The sequence below is a fragment of the Planococcus circulans genome (assembly GCF_020023385.1).
Taxonomy (GTDB): domain Bacteria; phylum Bacillota; class Bacilli; order Bacillales_A; family Planococcaceae; genus Planococcus.
Map to the genome: position 1 here is coordinate 134,671 of NZ_JAIQCL010000001.1, position 21,909 is coordinate 156,579.

General features: G+C 45.9%; 27 protein-coding genes. 1 reads left to right on the forward strand and 26 read right to left on the reverse strand.

Going from position 1 to position 21,909, the window contains the following annotated elements; genetic code table 11:
* Positions 1–18: 18 nt before the first annotated feature.
* The 8 genes from panD to K8U60_RS00775 all read right to left on the reverse strand — a co-directional run bounded on the left by panD (position 19) and on the right by K8U60_RS00775 (position 6,399).
* Entirely contained in the window at positions 19–402 is a 384-nt protein-coding gene (panD, locus tag K8U60_RS00740; RefSeq protein WP_223632766.1) for an aspartate 1-decarboxylase, read from the reverse strand.
* A 3-nt stretch (positions 403–405) separates the two neighbouring features.
* The gene (gene panC, locus K8U60_RS00745) at positions 406–1,242 is read right to left on the reverse strand and encodes a pantoate--beta-alanine ligase (protein WP_223632768.1); all 837 of its coding nucleotides are present in this window, start codon (positions 1,240–1,242) and stop codon (positions 406–408) included.
* 359 nt (positions 1,243–1,601) lie between these two features.
* On the reverse strand, positions 1,602–2,585 hold the full coding sequence (locus K8U60_RS00750; RefSeq protein WP_223632770.1) for a biotin--[acetyl-CoA-carboxylase] ligase: 984 nt from the start codon (positions 2,583–2,585) through the stop codon (positions 1,602–1,604).
* Complete coding sequence (locus tag K8U60_RS00755) at positions 2,563–3,696, reverse strand: CCA tRNA nucleotidyltransferase (RefSeq protein ID WP_223632772.1); 1,134 nt, start codon at positions 3,694–3,696, stop codon at positions 2,563–2,565. The genes K8U60_RS00750 and K8U60_RS00755 overlap by 23 nt, the downstream gene beginning before the upstream one ends.
* Positions 3,693–4,835: an N-acetyl-alpha-D-glucosaminyl L-malate synthase BshA gene (bshA, locus tag K8U60_RS00760; protein WP_223632774.1), complete on the reverse strand. Its 1,143-nt coding sequence runs from the start codon at positions 4,833–4,835 to the stop codon at positions 3,693–3,695. Before bshA ends, K8U60_RS00755 begins: the two co-directional genes overlap by 4 nt.
* Positions 4,836–4,846: 11 nt before the next feature.
* A complete protein-coding gene (gene mgsA / locus K8U60_RS00765) occupies positions 4,847–5,251 on the reverse strand; it encodes a methylglyoxal synthase (protein ID WP_223632776.1) in 405 nt (134 codons plus the stop codon).
* A gap of 12 nt (positions 5,252–5,263) precedes the next feature.
* The gene (dapB, locus tag K8U60_RS00770; protein ID WP_223632779.1) at positions 5,264–6,064 is read right to left on the reverse strand and encodes a 4-hydroxy-tetrahydrodipicolinate reductase; all 801 of its coding nucleotides are present in this window, start codon (positions 6,062–6,064) and stop codon (positions 5,264–5,266) included.
* On the reverse strand, positions 6,061–6,399 hold the full coding sequence (locus K8U60_RS00775) for a nucleotide pyrophosphohydrolase (RefSeq protein WP_223632783.1): 339 nt from the start codon (positions 6,397–6,399) through the stop codon (positions 6,061–6,063). The genes dapB and K8U60_RS00775 overlap by 4 nt, the downstream gene beginning before the upstream one ends.
* Before the next feature lie 107 nt (positions 6,400–6,506).
* Here K8U60_RS00775 and K8U60_RS00780 point away from each other — a divergent pair, with 107 nt between their 5' ends.
* Complete coding sequence (locus K8U60_RS00780) at positions 6,507–7,373, forward strand: YitT family protein (RefSeq protein ID WP_223632785.1); 867 nt, start codon at positions 6,507–6,509, stop codon at positions 7,371–7,373.
* Between the two features lie 41 nt (positions 7,374–7,414).
* On the opposite strand, the gene K8U60_RS00785 is transcribed toward K8U60_RS00780, so the two are convergent.
* The 18 genes from K8U60_RS00785 to mtrB all read right to left on the reverse strand — a co-directional run bounded on the left by K8U60_RS00785 (position 7,415) and on the right by mtrB (position 21,909).
* Positions 7,415–8,092, reverse strand: a complete 678-nt coding sequence (locus K8U60_RS00785) for a zinc metallopeptidase (protein WP_223632788.1) — start codon at positions 8,090–8,092, stop codon at positions 7,415–7,417.
* 54 nt (positions 8,093–8,146) lie between these two features.
* Positions 8,147–8,758 carry a lipoprotein heptaprenylglyceryl N-acetyltransferase LhaT gene (gene lhaT, locus K8U60_RS00790; protein WP_223632791.1) on the reverse strand — a complete coding sequence of 204 codons (612 nt, stop codon included), beginning with the start codon at positions 8,756–8,758 and terminating at the stop codon, positions 8,147–8,149.
* A 62-nt stretch (positions 8,759–8,820) separates the two neighbouring features.
* Positions 8,821–9,603 (reverse strand): menaquinol-cytochrome c reductase cytochrome b/c subunit, encoded by a 783-nt coding sequence (locus K8U60_RS00795; RefSeq protein ID WP_223632794.1) that lies wholly within the window; start codon positions 9,601–9,603, stop codon positions 8,821–8,823.
* Between the two features lie 38 nt (positions 9,604–9,641).
* A complete protein-coding gene (gene qcrB, locus K8U60_RS00800) occupies positions 9,642–10,316 on the reverse strand; it encodes a menaquinol-cytochrome c reductase cytochrome b subunit (protein ID WP_223632797.1) in 675 nt (224 codons plus the stop codon).
* A 21-nt stretch (positions 10,317–10,337) separates the two neighbouring features.
* Positions 10,338–10,841 (reverse strand): ubiquinol-cytochrome c reductase iron-sulfur subunit, encoded by a 504-nt coding sequence (locus K8U60_RS00805; protein WP_223632800.1) that lies wholly within the window; start codon positions 10,839–10,841, stop codon positions 10,338–10,340.
* Positions 10,842–10,981: 140 nt separating this feature from the next.
* Positions 10,982–11,434, reverse strand: coding sequence for a DUF2487 family protein (locus K8U60_RS00810; RefSeq protein ID WP_223632802.1), 453 nt, complete (start codon positions 11,432–11,434; stop codon positions 10,982–10,984).
* A gap of 9 nt (positions 11,435–11,443) precedes the next feature.
* Complete coding sequence (locus tag K8U60_RS00815) at positions 11,444–12,004, reverse strand: ReoY family proteolytic degradation factor (protein WP_223632805.1); 561 nt, start codon at positions 12,002–12,004, stop codon at positions 11,444–11,446.
* A gap of 14 nt (positions 12,005–12,018) precedes the next feature.
* Positions 12,019–13,272 carry a tetratricopeptide repeat protein gene (locus tag K8U60_RS00820; RefSeq protein ID WP_223632808.1) on the reverse strand — a complete coding sequence of 418 codons (1,254 nt, stop codon included), beginning with the start codon at positions 13,270–13,272 and terminating at the stop codon, positions 12,019–12,021.
* A gap of 86 nt (positions 13,273–13,358) precedes the next feature.
* A complete protein-coding gene (gene aroA / locus K8U60_RS00825) occupies positions 13,359–14,642 on the reverse strand; it encodes a 3-phosphoshikimate 1-carboxyvinyltransferase (protein ID WP_223632811.1) in 1,284 nt (427 codons plus the stop codon).
* A gap of 16 nt (positions 14,643–14,658) precedes the next feature.
* On the reverse strand, positions 14,659–15,747 hold the full coding sequence (locus K8U60_RS00830; protein WP_223632814.1) for a prephenate dehydrogenase: 1,089 nt from the start codon (positions 15,745–15,747) through the stop codon (positions 14,659–14,661).
* Positions 15,744–16,127: a chorismate mutase gene (aroH, locus tag K8U60_RS00835; protein ID WP_223632817.1), complete on the reverse strand. Its 384-nt coding sequence runs from the start codon at positions 16,125–16,127 to the stop codon at positions 15,744–15,746. Before aroH ends, K8U60_RS00830 begins: the two co-directional genes overlap by 4 nt.
* Entirely contained in the window at positions 16,127–17,200 is a 1,074-nt protein-coding gene (aroB, locus tag K8U60_RS00840; RefSeq protein ID WP_223632820.1) for a 3-dehydroquinate synthase, read from the reverse strand. The genes aroH and aroB overlap by 1 nt, the downstream gene beginning before the upstream one ends.
* A 2-nt stretch (positions 17,201–17,202) precedes the next feature.
* Positions 17,203–18,375 carry a chorismate synthase gene (aroC, locus tag K8U60_RS00845; protein ID WP_223632822.1) on the reverse strand — a complete coding sequence of 391 codons (1,173 nt, stop codon included), beginning with the start codon at positions 18,373–18,375 and terminating at the stop codon, positions 17,203–17,205.
* Positions 18,376–18,600: 225 nt separating this feature from the next.
* Positions 18,601–19,047: a nucleoside-diphosphate kinase gene (gene ndk / locus K8U60_RS00850; protein ID WP_223632824.1), complete on the reverse strand. Its 447-nt coding sequence runs from the start codon at positions 19,045–19,047 to the stop codon at positions 18,601–18,603.
* Positions 19,048–19,132: 85 nt separating this feature from the next.
* On the reverse strand, positions 19,133–20,098 hold the full coding sequence (gene hepT, locus K8U60_RS00855) for a heptaprenyl diphosphate synthase component II (RefSeq protein WP_263298539.1): 966 nt from the start codon (positions 20,096–20,098) through the stop codon (positions 19,133–19,135).
* Positions 20,099–20,129: 31 nt separating this feature from the next.
* Entirely contained in the window at positions 20,130–20,828 is a 699-nt protein-coding gene (locus tag K8U60_RS00860) for a demethylmenaquinone methyltransferase (RefSeq protein WP_223632829.1), read from the reverse strand.
* Between the two features lie 5 nt (positions 20,829–20,833).
* Positions 20,834–21,610: a heptaprenyl diphosphate synthase component 1 gene (locus K8U60_RS00865; protein WP_223632832.1), complete on the reverse strand. Its 777-nt coding sequence runs from the start codon at positions 21,608–21,610 to the stop codon at positions 20,834–20,836.
* 77 nt (positions 21,611–21,687) lie between these two features.
* Positions 21,688–21,909, reverse strand: coding sequence for a trp RNA-binding attenuation protein MtrB (mtrB, locus tag K8U60_RS00870; RefSeq protein ID WP_006829861.1), 222 nt, complete (start codon positions 21,907–21,909; stop codon positions 21,688–21,690).

The window sequence follows — 21,909 nt, forward strand, 5'->3', positions numbered from 1 at the left end:
TTTTCGGGGCTGCATGGTTTACATGATTGTCGCTTCGGGTTCGTAATGGATGATTTCCTTGACTTGGTTATCGGCATCCATGATGGCGACTGTCGGTTTATGATCGCGTGCATTTTCGTTCATAACATACGCATACGACAGGATGATGACGATATCTCCGCGCTGCACAAGACGCGCTGCCGCTCCATTTACGCAAATGACACCGCTGCCGCGTTCTCCGGCAATGATATAGGTTTCGAAACGTGCACCGTTATTGTTGTTGACGATATGGACTTTTTCGTTTGCCAGCATACCGACAGCATCCAGCAAGTCCTGATCGATGGTAATGCTTCCCACATAATTTAAATCGGCTTCTGTCACCGTCGCACGGTGGATTTTTGAATTGAGCATCATTCTAAGCATAGATCAGTTCTCCTTTGGGTTAAAAATGATATTATCAATCAATCGCGCTTTCTCAAATTGGACAGCCAGTGCCAGAATCGCATCGTTTTGGATGTCTGCCGTCAATGTCGGGTAATCGAGCAATTCGATGTAATCGATCTTTCCGGAAGTATATTCAGTCAAGTAGGCAGTCATGGGTTCAATCGGATCCTGTCCCTGCAGAAATAAGTTCTTGCCCATTTCCAATGCTTTTTTCAAGTGAGGTGCTTCGTTTCGTTCTGCATCACTCAAATAAACATTGCGGGAGCTTTTCGCCAGTCCGTCTTCTTCCCGGACCGTCTGGCCTCTCCGAATCGCCATCGGAAAATCAAAATCCTTCACCAGCGATTCAATGATCGCCAATTGCTGCGCATCCTTCTGGCCAAAGTACGCCAAGTCCGCTTCCGTTAAATGAAACAGCTTCGTGACCACTTTCAGTACGCCGTCAAAATGTCCGGGTCTTTTTGCTCCACAAAGTACTTCCGCCTGTGTACCGGCTGTAATGTTGATTTGGCTTTCGCGCGGATACATTTCATTCACGCTTGGCGCAAAAATGGCGTCGGTTCCCGCGCCTTCTGCCAGCTGCTGGTCGCGCTCCAGATTTCTCGGGTAGCGGTCGAAATCCTCGTTTGGTCCGAACTGAGCCGGGTTCACGAAAATACTCATCACCACTTTATCATTTTCGTCTTTGGCTTTTTTCACTAGGGACAGATGCCCTTCATGCAAAAAGCCCATAGTCGGGACAAGCCCAATCGTATTGCCTGCTCTTTTGGTTTCCCGAACCCAGTTTTTGAGCTCATCCACCGTCTGTAAAATCAACAATTTTTTCTCTCCTCTCGAGAAGAAAACCATATAAAAAGCCCTTCCGCCGAAAAAAAGACAGAAGGACAGTAAATGTGCGTTTGGTTTCCTCCGTCCCTGTCGTGTAAGTGATCAAGGCAGAACTATTTACGATGAATTTTGGGTGTAGTGCGGTTGTTCGGTGCAGTTCGCAAGCGATACTGCCCGTTAAAAATACTATACCAGAAATCCAGAAAAAAACATATTCCATGCTTGGTGGAATATGTGAATCTTAGGTTGAAGAAAGCGTTCCAGCCGGACGACCCACATCCTGCGGGCCCGAAAGCGGAGCTGGTTTGCTGAATAGCTCATCACCGTAATTTAGAATGAATCCAGCACCTTTAATCGGCCATTTCGATATCCGCTGAATAGATGCCGTGAAGTTTGCCGTCCGCTGTCCGCAACTGGAGGACACCGTCATCGGTGATGCCTTCTGCGATGCCTTCGAGCGTCTGGTTGGTCATCCGCGCGCGAACCGGGTGGCCGATGGTGGTCGAGTAGCTTTCCCACATGACTTTCAGCATCCCGAAGCCTTCTTCAATATACATCTGCGTATAGATTTCCAGATAATATAATAGGGACTGGACCAATTTTTGGCGGCTGACGAACTCTCCGCTTTCCATCTTCAGAGAAGTGGCGATATCCTGCACTTCTGGGTCAAAATCCTCTTTTTCCTGATTGATGTTCAATCCGATGCCGATGATCAATGCCTGAATGCCATCCACATCCGATTGAAGTTCAGTCAGGATGCCTGTGCATTTTTTACCGTTCATCAAAATGTCATTCGGCCATTTGATTTTCGGCTGCAGCTTGGTCACTTCTTCGATGGCTCTGACTACTGCAACTGCCGTGACAAGTGTAAATTGAGGGGCTTTTTGGGGTACTACATCCGGACGCAGGATAATGCTCATCCAGACACCTTTCCCTGCTGCTGAATCCCATTTGCGGGCCAACCTTCCCCGACCGGCTGTTTGGGCTTCCGTAAGTACCATCGTGCCGTCTGGCGCGCCTTCTTGCGCCAGCTGATGGGCGATGATTTGAGTGGACGGACAGCTTTCGATGTATTCAATTTTTTGGCCGATCCGTTTGGTCTTCAATCCTGTGTGAATGGCAAGCGGTTCCAGTGTATCCGGCATAGAAAGGATGCGGTAGCCCTTTTTCTTAACCGATTCAATCATATAGCCCTTTTCTTCAAGGTCTTTGATGTGTTTCCAGATTGCTGTTCTGGAAATGCCGAACTCGTCTGCCAGTTGCTGCCCCGACACGGCTTCACCGTTCGACTCGATCAATCGCTTCGCTAATTTATGCGTGACGGTGATATTCATTTACAAACCAGTCCTTTATGAGTTCTTTGTCATTCTTTAATTCTCCATAAACAACGAGCTTTTCCAGTTTTTCAATCCATTCTTTCAGCCAGGGGCCTGATTTGCTTCCGCTCCACTCCATCAGCTCCCTGCCGCTCGCTGCGAGATCGGATTTTGTTTGGATGGGCAATTGCTCTTTAGCTTCTGTAGGATCTAGCCTTTTTCCGGTTATCCGCGCAGCCATCTCCAATTGCTCGGTTGAATACTGATAAAATGTCCATTGATCCCAAAGTTCCAAACGGGCCACTTCCAGGCTTTTTTGAATGAGCCGTTTGTCATCATTCGAGAAGCGATAATCCCGTATTTCTGTAAATGAATGATTGCTTTTATGCAAGAGATAAATCCAGCCAAAAACCGCTTTGCCATTGGTTTGGTAAAGGCTCCAATCCACTTTGAACAGATTGCCGGCGGGCAGGTAATCCGTCAGCCGTGTATCCGAAAGATAAGCCATACTTTTTTCGGTGAACGAATTGACGAGAATTTTATCGATTTCCGATTTCAGACGCTCGACGGCAATCTCTTTGATCAATTCAGCATGGCGCTGGATCGAATCCAACGTCTCCTTGTCGATAACAAAATCCAGTTGTCCTGAAAAACGCACCGCTCTCAGCATACGCAGGGCATCTTCCTGAAAACGTGCATCCGGATCGCCTACTGCCCGGATAAGCCGGTTGTCGAGATCATCTCTTCCACCAAATGGATCAATGATGTCGAGGTTTTCCGTCATCGCCATTGCATTGATGGTGAAATCACGGCGTTTCAAATCTTCATCAAGGGATTGGACAAATTCAACTGAATCCGGTCTGCGGTTATCGGAATAGTCGCCTTCGGTCCGGAATGTCGTCACTTCGATGCCTTCTCCCTCGATCAGCACCAGCACAGTGCCGTGCTCGATTCCCGTATCGACTGTCCGTTTGAAGAGCGATTTCACCTCTTGTGGTGAAGCCGAGGAAGCAACATCAATATCGTGGGGCGTTTTTCCGAGCAGAAAATCCCGGACGGCCCCACCGACCATATAGGCGTCGAATCCGGCTTTTTGTAAAACGCCAATGACTTTGATCGCCGTCTTCATTGTTCTTCATCCTTTGGCAGCAATTGTTCATATAAAGCTTCGTATTGCTCCAGAATTTTGGAGGAATGGAAACGCTCGGATACCGTTTTAAGAGCACCTTGCCGTAGTTTCTCCAGTTGCGATTCATCACTCAACATCCGGACTGCATAATCAGCTGCTTTCTGCGTATCTCCCAATTCGACAAGGTAGCCGTTTATGCCTGGCTCGATAATCTCGGGCATTCCGCCGATATTGGAGCCAATCACCGGCACACCGCACGCCATAGCTTCCAGCAGAACCAGACCGAATGCTTCTTTTTCAGAAAGCAGGAGTTTGATGTCGCTGATATTATAGAATTCGGCGAGGCCTTCCCGTTTCCCAAGAAACAATACATCATCATCCAGTCCGAGTTCACGCACCTGTTGGATGATCCTACCCATTTCAGGTCCATCTCCTACTAACAGGAGTTTGCAGGCCAACTGACGGCGAACCTGTGAAAAGGTCTCGACAACATCTTGTACGCGCTTGACATTGCGGAAGTTCGAAACATGGATCATCACTTTTTCATCTGCATCAATGCCCAATTCACTTTTTAGTTTCGAGGAATCCTGAGGAAAGTATTCCCTTTCATCAACGAAATTATAGACAGTTTCGATTGTTTTATCGGGGTTGATCAGATCATAGGTCTGATCCCTCAATGAATCTGAAACGGCCGTGACAATATCCGACTTTTCGATGCCGTAACGGATCGATTCTTTCAATGAAGAATCAGAACCCAATACAGTGATGTCCGTCCCGTGCAGAGTCGTCACAATCCCGATATTGGAGCCAGCCATATCCCGTCCGAGAATGGCACAAACCGCATGGGGAATCGCATAATGGACATGCATCAAGTCCAACTCCTCATTCTTGATCACTTCTGCAATTTTTGTCGCCAATGCGATATCATACGGCGCATATTGGAAGACCGAATAGGTATTCACTTCCACTTGATGGCTATAGATATTTGCATATGTTTTATTCAGGCGGAAAGGGGTGCTGGAGGTGATGAAATGCACTTCATGCCCTTTTTCCGCCAGCATTTTTCCCAATTCCGTGGCAATGACACCCGATCCCCCAACTGTCGGGTAGCAGGTGATGCCGATTTTCATTTTTCGCACAATATTCTCTCCTATCCTCTTCGTTCTCCTAGCAGGCGCCAGTCGACAAACCCTTCCTCCAACCCCTTCAGAAGCACTTCAGCGGTCCCCATATTGGTTGCCAACGGAATACCGTAGACATCACATAGACGGATCAATGCAGTCACGTCCGGCTCATGCGGTTGGGCAGTCAAAGGATCTCGGAAGAAGATGACCATATCCATTTCATTCTGGGCAATCATCGCCCCTATCTGCTGATCTCCTCCAAGAGGGCCGGATTGGAAACGGATGACGGGCAGACCGGTTCCGTCAATTACCCGTTGTCCAGTTGTACCGGTAGCGTAAAGCGTATGCTGAGCGAGTATCGGCTGATACGCGGTAACAAATTGGATTAAGTCGTCTTTTTTGCGATCATGGGCTATTAAAGCGATTTTCATATTTTTTCCCCCTTAAACGATTATGTGTTCCAAGCCATAAATCAGTTCTTCTTTTTCCATAACCGTTTTAATGGATAACACGACGCCTGACATAAACGATCCTCGATTAAACGAATCGTGGCGAAGCGTCAACAGCTGTCCATCCCCTCCGAGTAGAACCTGTTGATGGGCGACTAATCCAGGCAATCGGACACTATGGATCCGCATACCATCATATTTGGCACCCCGTGCGCCGGCAATCGTCTCTTTTTCGCGGACATGCCCTTGCTCATGAATTGGACGTTCCTTCGAAATCAAGTGGGCCGTCTTCATCGCCGTTCCGGAAGGGGCATCCAGTTTTTGGTCATGATGCATTTCAATAATCTCGATATCCGGCAAGTACTTGGCTGCCTGCTCTGCAAACTTCATCATCAAAACCGCGCCAACCGCAAAGTTCGGGGCGATGATGCAGCCGATTTTCGAGTCTCTTGATAATGCCGTCAATTCCTCAAGCTGCTCATCTGAAAAGCCCGTCGTTCCAACAACCGGACGGATGTTCAATTCCAGAGCCTGTTTCGTATGCTCGTATACAAATTCAGGAGTGGTCAAATCGACCAGCACATCCGGTTCGGTTTCTGAGTAAAGCTCTTTAAGGTCTGTAAAGACCGGAACGGTATAAGAAGAAGGAAATAAATTCGTGTCTGCCAATGTCTTTCCGACATCTTTATAATCCAGAACAGATACCAGCTCCATTTCCGGATTGTCCATTACTGTATGTACGGCTTCTTTGCCCATTTTCCCTCTTGCTCCTGCAATTGCCACGCGAATCGTCATTTGTCTTCATCCTTTCTAGTCCAACGGTTTTTGTCTCGGCTGGCGAATTTCTCCATTACCCGGTCATGTGCTTGTGCCAGGTCGATGTCCATCGAGTTTGCCATACAAATCAAGACGAACAGAACATCTCCCATTTCCTCTTCGATGCTATTTACCTCTTCTGTACTCTTTTTCTTTTTCGGTCCATATTCATGCATGACTTCTCTGGAAAGTTCACCTAACTCCTCTGTCATCCGAGCCATCATTTCCATCGGTTGAAAATAGCCTTCTTTATATTGTCCAATGTACTTGTCAACGTCCTGCTGCAGCTGTTTCATGGTTTTGTCTCCGTTCATTTCATCACACTCCTCAGTCAATCGTAAAGAAAACTGATGATGTTGTCAAAATACATTATTTATACGATAATACAGAAGTTGATTTGCACGAAAGGGGTTTATTTAAATTGAACGAATTAAAAATAAAAAACATCTTTTTCATCCTTCTCGGCGCCGCCATCTACAGTTTTGGGTTTGTCCACTTTAATATCCAAAACGAATTGGGGGAAGGCGGTTTTGCCGGAATTACATTGATTTTATATTTCATATTCAATTGGGACCCGGCATTGATGAACCTGCTTTTGAATATTCCTCTGTTTTTTATCGGCTGGAAGCTTCTCGGCAGAAAAGTTTTTCTGTATACCATTATCGGAACAGTAGCCGTTTCGGTGTTTCTGAAAATTTTCCTGATCTACGAAATCCAAATCAACTTGCAGGATGATTTATTCCTGGCGGCACTGTTTGCAGGTGTGTTTGTGGGAGTGGGGCTCGGAATTATTTTCCGTTTTGGCGGAACAACAGGCGGTGTTGATATTATCGCACGCCTGACGCAGAAATATATCGGCTGGAGCATGGGAAAAACAATGTTCCTATTTGATGCCGGCGTTATTATGCTGTCGTGGCTGACATTCCTTGACCATCGCTCCATGATGTACACATTGGTTGCGGTTTTTGTCGGTGCCCGCGTCATTGACTTTGTACAGGAGGGTGCCTACGCTGGACGTGGTGCATTGATCATCTCAAACTCACAGGAAGAGATCGCCACCCGGATTTCAGTAGAAATGGACCGGGGCATCACAATTCTGCGCGGCTATGGCCATTTCACCAAAGAAGAACGTGAAGTCCTGTACTGCGTCGTGGCCAGAAATGAAATTGTGCGGCTGAAGAACATCATCAACTCCGTCGATCCCCACGCTTTTGTATCCTTGATGGAAGTTCATGACGTGATGGGCGAAGGCTTTACCCTCGATGAAGAAAAGCAGCCGATCGGCTGATGGACATAGAAAAAACGGCCCATTTTTATGGGCCGTTTTTTTTATGAGCGGTTCATACTTGTATAGATTAAGATCAATCGGGCAAGTTCAAGAACTGCAACTGCAGTAGCTGCAACATAGGTCATCGCAGCGGCGCTCAACACTTTTTTCGCATGGCGTTCTTCGTCATTGCGGATGATATTATGCGACAATAACTGGTCCATCGCCCGGTTGGAGGCGTTGAATTCTACCGGCAAGGTCACCAATTGGAAAACCACACCTGCTGCCAATAGGATGATCCCGATCAATAGCGCTCCGCTCCAAGCGGAGAAGAAACCGATCATGATGAAGACCCATGACATATTCGATGAGATGTTAACGATCGGCACCATACGATGACGTAGGCGCAAGAACGAATAGTCTTCTGCATCCTGGATGGCATGTCCGACTTCGTGAGCCGCAACTGCAGTTCCAGCGACGGAAGCTTCATGATAATTATGGCTGCTGAGAGCAACAGTTTTCGTCAATGGATTATAATGGTCACTTAGCATACCGCGGCTTTCCACAACTTTAATATCCTGAAGATTATTGGCATCCAGAATCGTACGTGCCACCTGTGCTCCAGTATGGCCAGAAGTAGAACGGATTTTCGAGTATTTACCATATGTTCTTTTTAATTTAAATTGAGCCCAAATCGGGATGATCAGTAAAAGGATAAAATATAGGATATATCCACCCATGTGTAACCGACACCTCTTTCTTTCTGCTTGATACCCCTATTTTACTTGGGATAGTCAATATTGGTCAACTGAAACGGATTGTGATTTATTCAAATAAGCCACATAAAAGGCAAAGCCGACACAAGCTATTGATAACCAGAAAGTGAAGTAGCCGATTTGGCTGCTGTACTCACTCAAGGTACTGTAAATAGGCATTTGGCCAAAGACATAATCGATGACATCATTATGCAAGGTCCAAATGGCGGTCAACGCAACAGCGAACCAGCCAAAGCGATAATGTTCGATATACAGGACCGCTTGGAGGGCCATTGCAAAATGGGAAGCGACCAGCATCCAGCCGATCCAGCCGATTGAACCCGTTTCCCACAATGTCAGCAAGTTCATGACAACTGCCCATAAGCCATACTTGATCAATGTGACAAAGGCCAACGCTTCAAACAGTCTGCTCCGCTTGCCAACTATCCACAGCCCCAGCACTATCGTAAAGAACAGGCTCGCTGTCGGACTGTCAGGTACAAAAATCAGAAAAATTGGCTCAGTGATTTTCAGTTGCCAGCCATACCATATGTATCCGTATATCGTACCACCTAAATTAATGAAGAAAAGCAGGATCAAAAACGGTCGGTACATCAGCCAGGCAGATATCTTAATTGCAAAGGATAGCATCAATTTCTTCCTTTCAGGGTAGAAAAAAAGAGCCGGTTTCCCGGCTCTTTTTTTCTTTTTTATTATTCAGCTTCAAGGCCTGAAATAAATTCAGCCAGGACTTGCAGATCTTCATCTGTTCCGTCCCATGAAGGTGGCATCGTTTGTGCTCCGCCTTCTTCAATACCATTGACAGCGATGTCAGCGATTTCTTCAGGAGACAAGCCAGTTCCAACAAGTGTTGGCCCAACAGCCCCTTCCAGATTGTCGCCATGGCAACTGATGCACGCTGCTCCAGAATATATTTCATATCCTGGGTCAGCTGTATCAATTTCAACTTCCTCTGTAATCTGCCCTTGCGCTTCAGCAGCTTCCCAGTCATGGTTGGCTACTGACTCCCATGTAAGGAAGATGATAGAAGCGATACCAAGAAGCATGAAGCCTGTTGGCAATGGACGTTTAGAAGGACGTCTTTCCGGTCCGCGATCCAAGAATGGAGCCAGCATTAAAGCTCCAAAAGCAAGTCCTGGAACGATGATGGCACCAACCACGTTGAATGGTCCGGAAGCGAATTCGTATTTCAGTAATTGATATAAGAACAAGAAATACCAGTCTGGCAAAGGAATATAAGCTGTATCGGTCGGATCTGCCTGACCTTCAAGAGGCGACGGATGAGCGACGGTCAAAAGCAAATAACCGATCAAGAAGACTGCACCGATCATCCATTCTTTCAAAAGGAAGTTCGGCCAGAAAGCTTCTGTTTTACCAGGGTATTCGGAGTAATCTTTAGGAACATTCGGCTTACGGAATTCCATACTCGGAACACGCGAATCCCCTACAAATTTCATCCCTTTTCCGCGATGCATAGTGTTCCCTCCTTAATAAATCCTTGTTGCAGAATGAATTATAGCGGTCCTGAAATACCCTGTCTTCTGATCATGATAAAGTGAGCAGCTAGCAACCCAAGCAAAGCCGCAGGCAAGAAGAAGACGTGGATAGCGAAGAATCGTGTCAAAGTCTGTGCACCAAGGATTGTTGAATCCCCAGCCAATAGAATCTTGATTGATTGTCCGATAACCGGTACAGATGCTGCAATTTCAATCCCAACTTTTGTTGCAAATAGAGCTTTCATATCCCATGGAAGCAAGTAACCTGTGAAACTCAATCCAAGGATTACGCCAAATAGCATAACGCCCACGACCCAGTTCAACTCACGAGGTTTCTTATAAGAACCTGTAAAGAATACCCGCAGTGTATGAAGGAATATCATAACTACTACAAGAGAAGCTCCCCAGTGGTGCATCCCACGCACAATTTCTCCAAAAGCGACTTCGTTCTGAAGATAGTAAACCGACTGCCAAGCATTTTCAATATCTGGTACATAATACATGGTTAAGAACATACCGGATAAGATTTGAATTACTGTAATGAAAAATGTTAGTCCTCCAAAACAATATACAAATGCTGAAAAGTGGTGTGCGGGGTTTACGTGCTCAGGTACTTCATGGTCAGCAATATCACGCCAGATAGGCGTGATGTCTAATCGCTCATCAACCCAATCATATAACTTGTTTAGCACTGGTGTCGTACCCCCTAACTATTAAACTAGTGTGTTTTGTCTTACTGCACCGATCGCTACAAAGCCATCCTGTTCTTGTACTTCGTACTCATCCAGTGGCCCAAGCGGTGGTGTTCCTGCGATGTTCTGTCCGTTTTTCTCATAACGGCCTGCGTGGCATGGACAGAAGAATTGTGTCGGGTTTTCTGGATCTCCCGCCCAGTTCACTGTACATCCTAAATGTTTGCAGACAGGTGAAAGCGCGATTAACTTATCGCCTTCTTTATACACCCAAGCTGAATTCGTTACTTCAGATACGTACCATGCATCCGTTTGTTCGAAAGCAAAGTCGACACGTACTGGCTCTTCAGTAATATCAGCTGCAGCTTGATCAGTTAAAACGAAATCTCCGCCTTCATGTTGCTGAAGTATCGGGTCTACCGCGAAACGAACCATTGGCATCAACATTCCTGCTGCCATAAAACCGCCTACACCAGTTAAAGTGTAGCCTAAAAATTGACGTCGTGATACACGATTATTACTCATCCTTTTCCCCCCTCTAACATTCAAGGTCAGTCCAATGGACATACTCATTCAAATATAATTACTAGGACAACCTAATGATATATCAATCAAATCTTTAGGTCAATATCGCATTCAGCGTATTCACACAGTTTGTGAACATTTCATGAATGATGTGACCATTCTTTCGTAAATAGCGGCAATACCTGTCTCAACTGGTCTTCCATGACCGATTTCTTGAAGGATTGGTCCATATCTTCAATCGGAATCGCAGGCAGCCACAAAACATTTTTCAGGCTGTCGATCGTCCGCCAATCCGAATCCGTGGTCAGATAAAAGACGTGTTTGAACTTGGTATGCTGCATTTCTTCCGATAGCTCATCCGCAATTCGCTGCCGATTCGCTATTTTGGCATAAGAAACGGGCGGAAACAAAAGGATCCGCCCTTTAAATTGCTTTTCCAATAATGCCGTTAAGGTTTGCAGGTATTCAGAAGCGCCTGCACTGGACTTCATGCCTGCAGCACTTAAATCCAATTGCAAGAGCGGCACTACAGCCGTATCCACATAGTCTTGTTGGCTTAAATATTGATCCATTTCTTTTCCGATAAAATGCATAACACTTTTTCACTCTCCATCTTTTTTCAAGGTTTTGAATGCCTGCAACATCGCTGACAGTTCGAAGAAACGGTCACGATCATTGGCATCCAGTGCCTCATCAATTTGTTTGTGAATGGTTTCTTCCTGAAAAATCGACATACTCTCTTCGAGAATCTTCTCCGCTATCAGGCGATCCTGTTCATTGATCGAAGCGTTTTTAGGTACATACGGATTTTCTTCCAGCACGGATAAATACAGCGCTGGTGGAGGTATATTCGGGAAATTCAATTGAACGTACAAATCATCATCAGGATTCAACCGCAGATCATGAAACGACTTTTCCGCATCCGCTGTCATCAGATTCCCTTTATAGAAGCGAAACGGAATTTCTTTCGATTCAGTAGAGGACATGACCATTGCACGTGGACAATAATGCGCTTCTTCAACAAAATGGGTTTTTTCAAGCAGCTCTTCGTTGCTCAACATATAATTAAGAATCCAAATGCATTCACGTCTTTTCATCTTGTAAGATTGCAGAAACCAACGGACGAATTGCTTTTTTTCACCAATCGATACTGAAGCGGTCATGAAATTTCCTCCTTTCATTCAAACGACTGCTGCCAGTCGAACCATTCTGGATTATCGGGTTCCAATACCTGCAGCTCTTTAATAATTTCGAGAGCGGCCTCTCTTTTTCCTTCTTCTATCAGGAATAAGGCATACTTTTTCAGAAAGCCTGCATCCTCTTTAAAGGATGGATAAGCCTTATCGTAATAAACAATTGCCTGCCCGTAATTTTCAGCACGTTCATAGGCTTCAGCGATCATGGGATAAAGTCCCGCCCAATCGTCGCCGCTTTCGATCACCATCTCTGCAAGCTCGAGCACATCTTCACCCGACTCTTCAGCATGGAAATACGACACCAGCGTGTAGATGGCCTCCATATACTCCGGATCCAACGCAATTGCCTGGCGCAGATGTCCAACACCTTCCTCTGCCTTGCCTAGTTTCATGGCCAGCTTGCCAGCGAATAGATACAATTCCTTGTCGAATTCGTCCCTGGCTATGCCTTCACTTATGGCCTGATAGGCTGCCGGGTAATCTTCTGTCATATTCAGGCTTTGCGCCTTCAATAAATAAGCTGAAAAGTAATCCGGATCGATGTCGATCAATTCGTCAAGACGGCGGACGGCCATTTCATATTGGCGTGTCTGGAAGGCGGCAAATGCTGCACCGAACAGAACATCCGGCGTCGTCTGATCCTCCAACGCTTTTTCATAATGCGGCAAGGCTTCTTCGTAGGCAGCTCCTGCACTGTATACTTCAGCCAGCCGCTCAGAAAAGTTTACGCCTTCAATTGCGATATTTTGCGCTTCCAATTCCTGATAAATTTTCGCCGATTCGAGATAGCGTCCGGAATCCAGCAGCAATTCCGCTTTTGCCTGCTGCAGCAGCGGCTCATCCGGCATCAGTTCTATCGCTTCGTTCAAGCGATTCTCAGCTGCTTCAAGCAATCCCTGCAACTGAAACAGATCTGCCAGCGTAACGAGTGCCTGAGCATACAGCTCGTCATCTTTCGGAACTTCCATGAGGGCATTCAATGCATCGTCTTCACGATCGGCATCAATCAACAGGTTGGCCCGGTCAATGATCAACTGTGCTTCTTCAGGAAAAATGTACTGCAGATGCTCCAGCACCTTAATGGCTTCTTCCACAAAGCCGATTTCTGCAAGCCATTCAGATAGACCGTATTGCTCATCAGGATCTCCCTGCAGCAAATACTTATCCAGTAAGGTGTTCAGGAGATCGGGATCCCCTTGTTCCACCGCTTTTTGTATCTCTTCAATATTAGCCATATTATCACCTATTCCTTCACGTTCTTACTCTCATCCTACACGAAAGAACCGCTTTATCATAATAAAAAAACTCTCCAAGAGGAGAGTCAATTTGTCAGTAAATTCAATTGTTCAAAGAAGTTCGGATAGGAAATTGAGATACATTCCGCATCATCAATCACAACTTCACCAGAAGCCGCCAAAGCGCCGATTGCCGCCATCATGCCCAGGCGGTGATCGCCGTAAGAGGTCATTTCAGCACCGGTCAAGGCTGTTGGTCCATGGATGATCATGCCATCTTCCGTCGCTTCGATGTCCGCGCCCATTTTCGTCAATTCCTTGACGACGGCTGCAATTCGGTCGGTTTCCTTGACCCGCAGCTCTTCAGCGTCTTTAATCACGGTCGTTCCTTCTGCCTGCGTCGCAATAAGGGCGATCAAAGGAATTTCATCAATCAGCCGCGGAATCAAGTCACCGCCGATTTCAATCCCTTTCAAGTTGCTGGAATAAACGGTCAGATCCGCCGAACGTTCTCCCTGTGCATCGTTTTCCTTCAAATCAAAAGAAGCGCCCATTTGTTCAATCACATCCAAAATGCCTGTCCGAGTCGGATTGATGCCGACATTCTCCAAAGTCACTTTACTGTCTTCTGTAATCAAAGCCGCTCCGATCATGAACGCAGCTGATGATATGTCACCTGGCACCTTTACATGGGCTGCTGTCAGCTTCTGGCCGCCTTCGAGCTTGATCTGGTGATCTTCACGCGTAATTGTAGCCCCAAAATGTTCCAGCATGATTTCCGTATGGTCGCGTGACGCAATCGGTTCGTGGATGACTGTCTTGCCAACCGCTTTCAGTGCTGCCAAGAGAATCGCGGATTTCACTTGAGCACTGGCAACTGGCAAGGTATAGTCAATTGCCTTCAACTGGGTTCCTTGAACTGCTAAAGGCGTGTATTGGCCATCCATCCGTCCACGGATGTCGGCTCCCATTAAACGTAGCGGATTGATGATTCGCTTCATTGGACGTTTGGCGATCGATTCATCGCCTGCCAGAATCGAATGGAAGGATGTTCCCGCCAATAAACCAAGCATCAGGCGTGTGGTGGTACCTGAATTTCCTGTGTCCAGAACCTCGGAAGGCTCTTTCCAGGAATCTTCCCCGTCGCTTTGGATGGTAACCAGGTCATCTGCAATATCAATTTCGACGCCTAATTTTTTGAAGCAGGAGATGGTGCTTAAACAATCGTCTCCCATCAGGAAGCCTTCAACTGTAGTTTTCCCGGTGGCCATCGAACCGAACATGATGGCACGGTGGGAGATGGATTTGTCCCCTGGCACTTTGATGCTGCCGGTCAGGGAAGGTTTTTTATACGTTAACGATATTGCCATGGGCTTATCCGTCCTTTCAGGAAATATACGAATCATAGACTGTCCGTGCCGAAATGCATTTCTGTGCACGGGCACGGTCTTCAGCAGTTTGGAAACTGATGACGAGAATACCGAACACATCCTCACGCGTTTCCAGAATCCGAAGATTGACGATGCTGATCTGTTCTTCTGCCAGATAGCCCGTCAATTCCGATATACTGCCGGGAACATCGGGGATGTCAATATAAAGATCAAATACGGAGAACATCGCTCCATGTCCGGCTATCGGCAGTTTGTCGCGTACTGTTTTGGCATGCGAAAAGAATCGCTCAATCGGTTCAGGGTCGTTTTTCACGAGCATATCTTTCAATTGATCCATCTGCTCCATCCAATTGCTTAATTGCTGGACGATCATCGCATTGTTCTGGGTGGTGATGTCACGCCACATTTCCGGATTCGATGAAGCAATACGTGTCGTATCCCGGAAACCGCCTGCTGCCAACTGCCGGGCAAAAGGGAATTTCTCCTCCTGATCCAATTGATGGACCAGCGAAGCAGCGATCAAGTGCGGAAAATGACTGACGATCGCTGTCATATGATCGTGTTCTTCAGCTGGCAGCACTTCGATTTTCGCTTTTGTCACCGCCAATAATTTCTTTAGGAACTGGAGACTCTTTTCATCCGTTTTATCACCAGGCGTTAAAATATAGAAAGCATTTTCAAATAAGACGTCTTTTGCAGCCTCTACACCGCTTTTATGGGAACCAGCCATCGGATGACCGCCAATAAAAATATGATCCAGACTTTTCGAAGCTTCCATTATTTGTATTTTTGTGCTGCCTGTATCCGTTAAAATGACATTATCTTTTAAATTCCAGTATCTGCTTTGTTCCATCAGTTTAATTGTGGCACCAACAGGCGTAGCAAAAATGATGATATCCGCTTCAGAAGCTGCTTGTTCAAGCGATGGAGGCGAACTATGTATTATGCCCATCTTAAAAGCTTTTCTTGCAGTTAATGCATCAGCATCGTAGCCCGCGACATGAACATCGCTATTGCGCTGAAGCGCTTTTGCCAGCGATCCGCCAATCAAGCCCAATCCAATGATTAAAATATGAGTTGTCACGTCGAACTCACCTGGCTTTTAGCCGTCAGATCCGGGCGTAGTTTCGTCGCTTCATTTAAATAAATATGCTGGATTTCCTGTTGGCTAAGCTCTGTATTGACATGCATCATGACTCGTATACACAAAGGCATGCTGCCGGGAACGTCCATTTCATGCGTGCACATGACCGGTACATAATTCCACTCGTCAATTGTTCGGACAGCCTTTGCAGGAAAAGCCGAAGAAATATCAGTCGTTGTCGAAATGATGACAGAAGCAACCTGATCCGGTTCGATTTTGTTTTCTTTGGCCATCTCCAAAACCAGCCGTCTTGTTTCTTTCAGGACTTCTTCCGGCTGATCTGCAGAAACCGTGATTGCACCTCTTACTCCACGTATCATCAAATCACTTCTCCTATCTGTAAAACTAATTTTCCATATGCTTTACTGGCGTGCTGTTCTTCCACTTTTTCTACAAAAGGCTTGCCCGTCTGCTCCAGCAGCACAAAATTCAACGCGCCTTTCGAGGACTTCTTATCTTTTTTCATATACGGCAATAAGGCTTCAAATTGAATTTCCCGCAATAAATGAAGCGGATAGCCATTTGCATTGGACCATCGGATAAATTCATTCAATTTTTCGTGTCCTGAAAGCAACAATGCGTAGGCCATGCCCAACACCACCGCTTCTCCATGCGTAATTTTGCCGTAACCAAGATGCCCCTCTAAAGCGTGGGCCAAAGTATGGCCGAAATTCAAGTATTTGCGGACGCCGCCTTCAAATTCATCTTCTTCGACGATGGCAGCTTTTACTGCAATGCCTTTTTCCAAATGCCGATTCAGATCCTCTTGGGAAATATCCGCGAAATCACGGATGGCCAAGAGTTCTGCCAGCCACTCTTCATTGGATATGAAAGCATGCTTGATCACTTCAGCCATTCCAGAACGAATTTCTCCCGGTGGCAATGTAGTGAGCAGCTTGCTGTCATACAAAACCGCTTTCGGCTGATAAAACGTGCCGATCATGTTCTTACCCAACTCGTGATTGATGGCTGTTTTTCCCCCAACCGCACTGTCATGGGCTAAAATCGTCGTCGGAAGCTGAATGAACGGAATGCCGCGCATAAACGTTGAAGCGACAAATCCAGCCACATCTCCTGTCGCTCCTCCTCCAAATGCCAACAGCAATGAATTTCTTGAACAGTTTTCGGATAACAGAAAGCTATGGCAGGCCATGAAGGTCTCCACAGATTTCGCGTTTTCTCCAGCAGGGATCGTCATGACACGGATATCCCAGTCTGCCAGAAAACCCATTAAATACTGCAAGTGAAGCTCTGCAACCCGTTCATCCGCTATGACGACAATACGGTCTGCCGCATCGAGCAAAGGACGATATGCATCAGCAAACAAATCGAACACCCCAGAACCGATGTGAACTGTATATGGTTGATCAGCTTCGACCCGCAATTGCTTCATGCTTAAAACTCCTTCGTGTAATTCATATAATTTTTCAGGTTGTCGACCAAACGCGGCATTTGATCCGCATCAAATTGATCCAGCAATGCGTTTGCAACTTCCCAGGCCACTACATGCTCGGCAACAATGGATGCTGCCGGAACCGCGCAGCTGTCAGATCGCTCAATGCTTGCCTGGAATGGTTCTTTTGTTTCGATGTCCACACTGTTTAACGGCTTATATAAGGTCGGGATCGGTTTCATGACCCCTCTGACAATAATCGGCATTCCAGTTGTCATGCCGCCTTCGAATCCGCCCAGATTATTGGTTTTGCGCGTATAGCCATGTTCTTCATCCCATAGGATTTCATCATGCACTTCACTACCGGGTTTTCTGGCCATTTCAAATCCTAAACCAAATTCCACGCCTTTAAAGGCATTGATGCTCATAATCGCTGCTGCCAGTTTGGCATCCAGCTTCCGGTCATAATGGACATAGCTTCCGATCCCTGCCGGCATGCCTTCTACGATCACTTCCACTGTTCCTCCGATGGAATCGCCATTCTTCTTGGTTTGGTCAATTAAATCCGTCATTTGTTTGGTAACGGAAGGATCTGCACAATATACTGCATCATTTTCAACGATATCACGGATTTCATCAGCCGACTTCCCAAGGTAACTTTCCGGGTTCACCTTAATGCCGCCGATTTCGGTTACATGAGAGACGATATTGATGCCCAGTTCTGCAAGCAACTGCTTGGCTACTGCCCCAACTGCTACACGGACCGTCGTTTCACGCGCTGACGACCGCTCCAGGACGTTTCTCAGATCCCGGTGCCCATACTTCATGCCACCGTTCAAATCCGCATGTCCGGGACGTGGGCGCGATATTTGGCGTTTCACTTCTTCTGTTTCTTCGATAGGTTCAATGCCCATAATGGAAGTCCAATGTTTCCAATCGTCATTCGCAACGACTAAAGCTACAGGAGAGCCCAATGTTTTGCCATGCCGAACGCCGGAAACAATTTCAACCGTATCTTTCTCGATTTGCATCCGTCTTCCGCGTCCATGTCCGCCTTGGCGTCTTTTCAACTCTTTATTGATCATTTCTGCCGTCAAAGGCAATTGCGCCGGCAATCCCTCTATGATGGCAGTCAATTGCGGACCGTGTGATTCTCCTGCTGTTAAATAACGCATTTACGCTTTCTCCCTTCAACGTGCTAAAGTATTTATGTATCACTATACCATAAGGCATTTCTTCAATTCTATATGAAAATCAGATAAAGTGAAACTTCAATCAATTGAGAATTTTTACCTTCAATAATTGTTCATTTCCAAAATGAAATAGAGCCGCCCGAAAACCGGACGGCTCTAACAGCAAATATAAAAAAAAGCAGCTGAGCTGCTTTTCATCAGAGTGGATTAGTTAACCCAGCTGTTCATTGTTTTTTCGTATGAAACCAATTCTTCTTCTTTGAAGAACAAGCCGATTTCGCGTTCTGCGCTTTCAGCAGAATCCGAACCGTGGATCATGTTTTTGCCGACAGTAACTGCGAAGTCGCCGCGGATCGTTCCTGGAGCTGCATCTTTAGGGTTTGTAGCGCCCATCATTTGACGTGCAGTCAAAATAACGTTTTCGCCTTCCCAAACCATTGCGAATATAGGACCTGAAGTGATGAATTCAACCAATTCGCCGAAGAATGGACGTTCTTTGTGCTCGCCGTAATGTTCTTCTGCCAATTCAGTAGGGATCTGCATCAATTTAGCACCTGCTAAATGATATCCTTTTTTCTCGAAACGTGCGACGATTTCTCCGATTACGTTACGTTGAACGCCGTCTGGTTTAACCATTAAAAATGTTTTTTCCATTGTAAACACTCCTCTATTAAAAGCTCAGGCTTATTGCCCACCTTAAAAAATACTATCATTGTCGAGTCATTTGTCAACCGGCAACTTAAAAATTCCGTTTTCCGATAAAGAATGCAATTTTTCGCATTGTTTTCACCGCTCGCCCTTTCGGCAGGAATGTAAGTTCACGCAAAGCTTTTTCCAAATACCGTTCGCTCATCGCTTTTGCTTCCTCGATAGCAGAACTCTTACGGATTGTCTCGACAATCCGCAACCGTTCTTCAGTGGATAATTCCTTATTCAAATTTTCTTTCAACATGGCATAGATTTCGGGATCCTTTCGCGCACACAAAATAGGCAAAGTGATATTTCCTTGGATAAAATCGCTGCCCGCCGGTTTTCCCAATTCTTCATCAGTTGAGGTGAAATCGAGAATATCATCGATAATCTGAAAGGACATCCCGATAAAATAGCCGAAACGGCGAAGATGCGCTGCAGTTTTTTCATCAGTTCCAGAAACAAGCGCGCCCAACTCACAGCTCGAAGAAATCAACAAAGCCGTCTTCCGTTTGATGCGGCGGAAATAATCCCGCAAATTTTGATCCAATTTGTATTTGTCTTTGATCTGAATAATTTCACCACGGCAAACCTCAATCAAAGTCTTCGAAAGAATCTCATGGACACGCGGAGATTCAATTTCAGTTATCCGTTCCAATGCACGGGCCAAAATAAAATCTCCGGTATACATCGCTACACTGTTGTTCCACTGCGCCTTGACAGTCGGTTGGCCTCTCCGGATCTCCGAGTCGTCGATGACGTCATCATGGACCAATGAAGCCATGTGGATCAGTTCGAGCGGCACGGCTACGCGTTTCATGACATCAATATCATAATCTCCGAATTTTCCTGCAAGCAAAACAAAAACAGGTCGGATTCTTTTCCCTCCGGCCTGCAATAAATGAAGAGACGCATCATTTAAAAGGAGAGATTTGGAATCCACTGCCTGTTCCAATTCCTTCTCGATCATTTCCAGTTCCGGTCTAAGGTCGGAATAGAGCAATTTCAACTTCATCTTTTCCACTTAAAATCCTTCTCCCGCTAATTTACTTTTTTATTCCTAGGTGGAGGGCTGCGGCGCCTCCTGTATACGGTTTGTACTTCACTTTTTCAAATCCGACTTCCGTGAACAGTTTCGCCAGCTGTTTCATGCCCGGGAAAGTTTTTGCCGATTCCTGCAACCATGAATACTCTTTATAGCTTTTAGCGAAAAGCTTGCCGAAGACTGGCATGATGAAACGGAAATACACTCTGAAAAATGGTTTGAAGAGAATGTTCTCAGGCTGTGACGTTTCCAGACAGGCAATCATTCCACCCGGCTTCAGTACACGGTGCATCTCAGAAAGGACTTGGCGGTAATCCGGAACATTACGAAGGCCAAAACCGATTGTCGCAAAATCAAATGAATTATCGGGATATGGCAGTGACATGGCATTTCCCTGTATCAATTTGATTTGAGGCATCTCTTTGGTTTTCTCATGTCCGACATTCAGCATGTTCTGGCTAAAGTCCAGGCCGACGACCTGACCGGTTTCACCGACAGCTTTTCCAAGCGCAATGGTCCAATCAGCAGTTCCACAGCAAACATCGATAGCTGCAGCACCTTTGGGAACCTGCATTTTATACATGGTATCTTCACGCCATTTGTTATGCTGCTGAAAACTGATGACTGAATTCATCTGGTCATAGTTCTCTGAAATCTTTTCAAATACTTCGTGGACTCTTTGTTCTTTTGTTTTAGGCATATCAGTCATCCTTCTCGGGTCAGCTGCTCAGCTCTATGCTGGTGCGGGGTTATTTGATGGAGCAAAAATTGTGCCAGTTCATAATCCAGTGAACAATCAGCGATGGACGCCAATATCTGTCCATGCAGGCTATCCAGCTTTTCCAGCAACCAATGTTCGGTATAAATTTCATGAACAAGATTTGCGTTCAGTTCACGAAGGAAAAGGGTGTAATTTTTGGATTGCAACCGCTTCAGCTCATCTGTGTAGCGTATATACAGCAATGCCTGTTCAGCGATTGGAGCGTATTCGGTATAGCCATAGAATGTATAAAATGACATTAAAAGTTCAGTTTCAATAATAGTAATCGCTTCTTCTATTTCTTCTATCGGCCTGATTTCGTCTTCAAAGAACGAAGTTTTCTTTTCACTCACTTGAATAATGGCGGACGCCAGGTGCTGGACCATGGCAATATTCTTGGCATTCACCAGCACCTGATAATAGATTCCGCTGTACAGATCACCAGCAAGCACGGTCAATTGCTGCTCTTTGATGATAGGTGAATCTTCTCTGATTTGATCATGGGCATGCAAAGCGGCATAGACAATGGAAACCGTTTTTGCAGAGGACTCGACATCTGCAGACCAAGTTTTCCCGTCAAAAAAAGGCAATAACAAAAAAAACAAACGGGATTCTCTGACGGATGGACCATCTGTAAACTGGTCGAGTGTCCGCTGGCGTACAGCATTCAAGACCTCGATTTCCATGGAAATAATTTTCGATTGTATTTGATGTCCCTTCATACTGCTTGCTCCATTCATGATTTAGCCATACTACAATAGTATATCACAGGCAAAGCCTTGCCTTCATCCAATATCGTTTATTTTTTAGCTTCGCTTTCAACGATACCATGGGCAGAATGAATTTCCGCTTTACCGCGGATTTTCATAGCTGAAGTGTGCTCCGTAAACTGGGCAATCATCACTTCGCCTTTATCCAATTTTTCAGTATGGTGAAATTTTGTGTCGTTGCCGCGCGTCAATCCGATGACATTCACGCCATCTTCCTGGGCGCGGATAATAATGTATTCTGTCTGAGCCAT

Excerpts from the sequence above, each read along its gene's own strand:
- K8U60_RS00795 (WP_223632794.1), bottom strand. The coding sequence starts at position 9,603 with ATGCATCGCGGAAAAGGGATGAAATTTGTAGGGGATTCGCGTGTTCCG.
- K8U60_RS00860 (WP_223632829.1), bottom strand. The coding sequence starts at position 20,828 with ATGCCTAAAACAAAAGAACAAAGAGTCCACGAAGTATTTGAAAAGATT.
- ndk (WP_223632824.1), bottom strand. The coding sequence starts at position 19,047 with ATGGAAAAAACATTTTTAATGGTTAAACCAGACGGCGTTCAACGTAAC.
- mgsA (WP_223632776.1), bottom strand. The coding sequence starts at position 5,251 with ATGAAAATCGCTTTAATAGCCCATGATCGCAAAAAAGACGACTTAATC.
- K8U60_RS00785 (WP_223632788.1), bottom strand. The coding sequence starts at position 8,092 with ATGGGTGGATATATCCTATATTTTATCCTTTTACTGATCATCCCGATT.
- K8U60_RS00805 (WP_223632800.1), bottom strand. The coding sequence starts at position 10,841 with ATGAGTAATAATCGTGTATCACGACGTCAATTTTTAGGCTACACTTTA.
- lhaT (WP_223632791.1), bottom strand. The coding sequence starts at position 8,758 with ATGCTATCCTTTGCAATTAAGATATCTGCCTGGCTGATGTACCGACCG.
- K8U60_RS00820 (WP_223632808.1), bottom strand. The coding sequence starts at position 13,272 with ATGGCTAATATTGAAGAGATACAAAAAGCGGTGGAACAAGGGGATCCC.
- K8U60_RS00750 (WP_223632770.1), bottom strand. The coding sequence starts at position 2,585 with ATGAATATCACCGTCACGCATAAATTAGCGAAGCGATTGATCGAGTCG.
- K8U60_RS00775 (WP_223632783.1), bottom strand. The coding sequence starts at position 6,399 with ATGAACGGAGACAAAACCATGAAACAGCTGCAGCAGGACGTTGACAAG.
- hepT (WP_263298539.1), bottom strand. The coding sequence starts at position 20,098 with ATGAAGTTGAAATTGCTCTATTCCGACCTTAGACCGGAACTGGAAATG.
- aroA (WP_223632811.1), bottom strand. The coding sequence starts at position 14,642 with ATGGCAATATCGTTAACGTATAAAAAACCTTCCCTGACCGGCAGCATC.
- panD (WP_223632766.1), bottom strand. The coding sequence starts at position 402 with ATGCTTAGAATGATGCTCAATTCAAAAATCCACCGTGCGACGGTGACA.
- K8U60_RS00815 (WP_223632805.1), bottom strand. The coding sequence starts at position 12,004 with ATGACCGCTTCAGTATCGATTGGTGAAAAAAAGCAATTCGTCCGTTGG.
- dapB (WP_223632779.1), bottom strand. The coding sequence starts at position 6,064 with ATGACGATTCGCGTGGCAATTGCAGGAGCAAGAGGGAAAATGGGCAAA.
- aroH (WP_223632817.1), bottom strand. The coding sequence starts at position 16,127 with ATGATACGTGGAGTAAGAGGTGCAATCACGGTTTCTGCAGATCAGCCG.
- K8U60_RS00755 (WP_223632772.1), bottom strand. The coding sequence starts at position 3,696 with ATGAAGACGGCGATCAAAGTCATTGGCGTTTTACAAAAAGCCGGATTC.
- mtrB (WP_006829861.1), bottom strand. The coding sequence starts at position 21,909 with ATGGCTCAGACAGAATACATTATTATCCGCGCCCAGGAAGATGGCGTG.
- K8U60_RS00810 (WP_223632802.1), bottom strand. The coding sequence starts at position 11,434 with ATGCATTTTATCGGAAAAGAAATGGATCAATATTTAAGCCAACAAGAC.
- aroB (WP_223632820.1), bottom strand. The coding sequence starts at position 17,200 with ATGAAGCAATTGCGGGTCGAAGCTGATCAACCATATACAGTTCACATC.
- K8U60_RS00865 (WP_223632832.1), bottom strand. The coding sequence starts at position 21,610 with ATGAAGGGACATCAAATACAATCGAAAATTATTTCCATGGAAATCGAG.
- aroC (WP_223632822.1), bottom strand. The coding sequence starts at position 18,375 with ATGCGTTATTTAACAGCAGGAGAATCACACGGTCCGCAATTGACTGCC.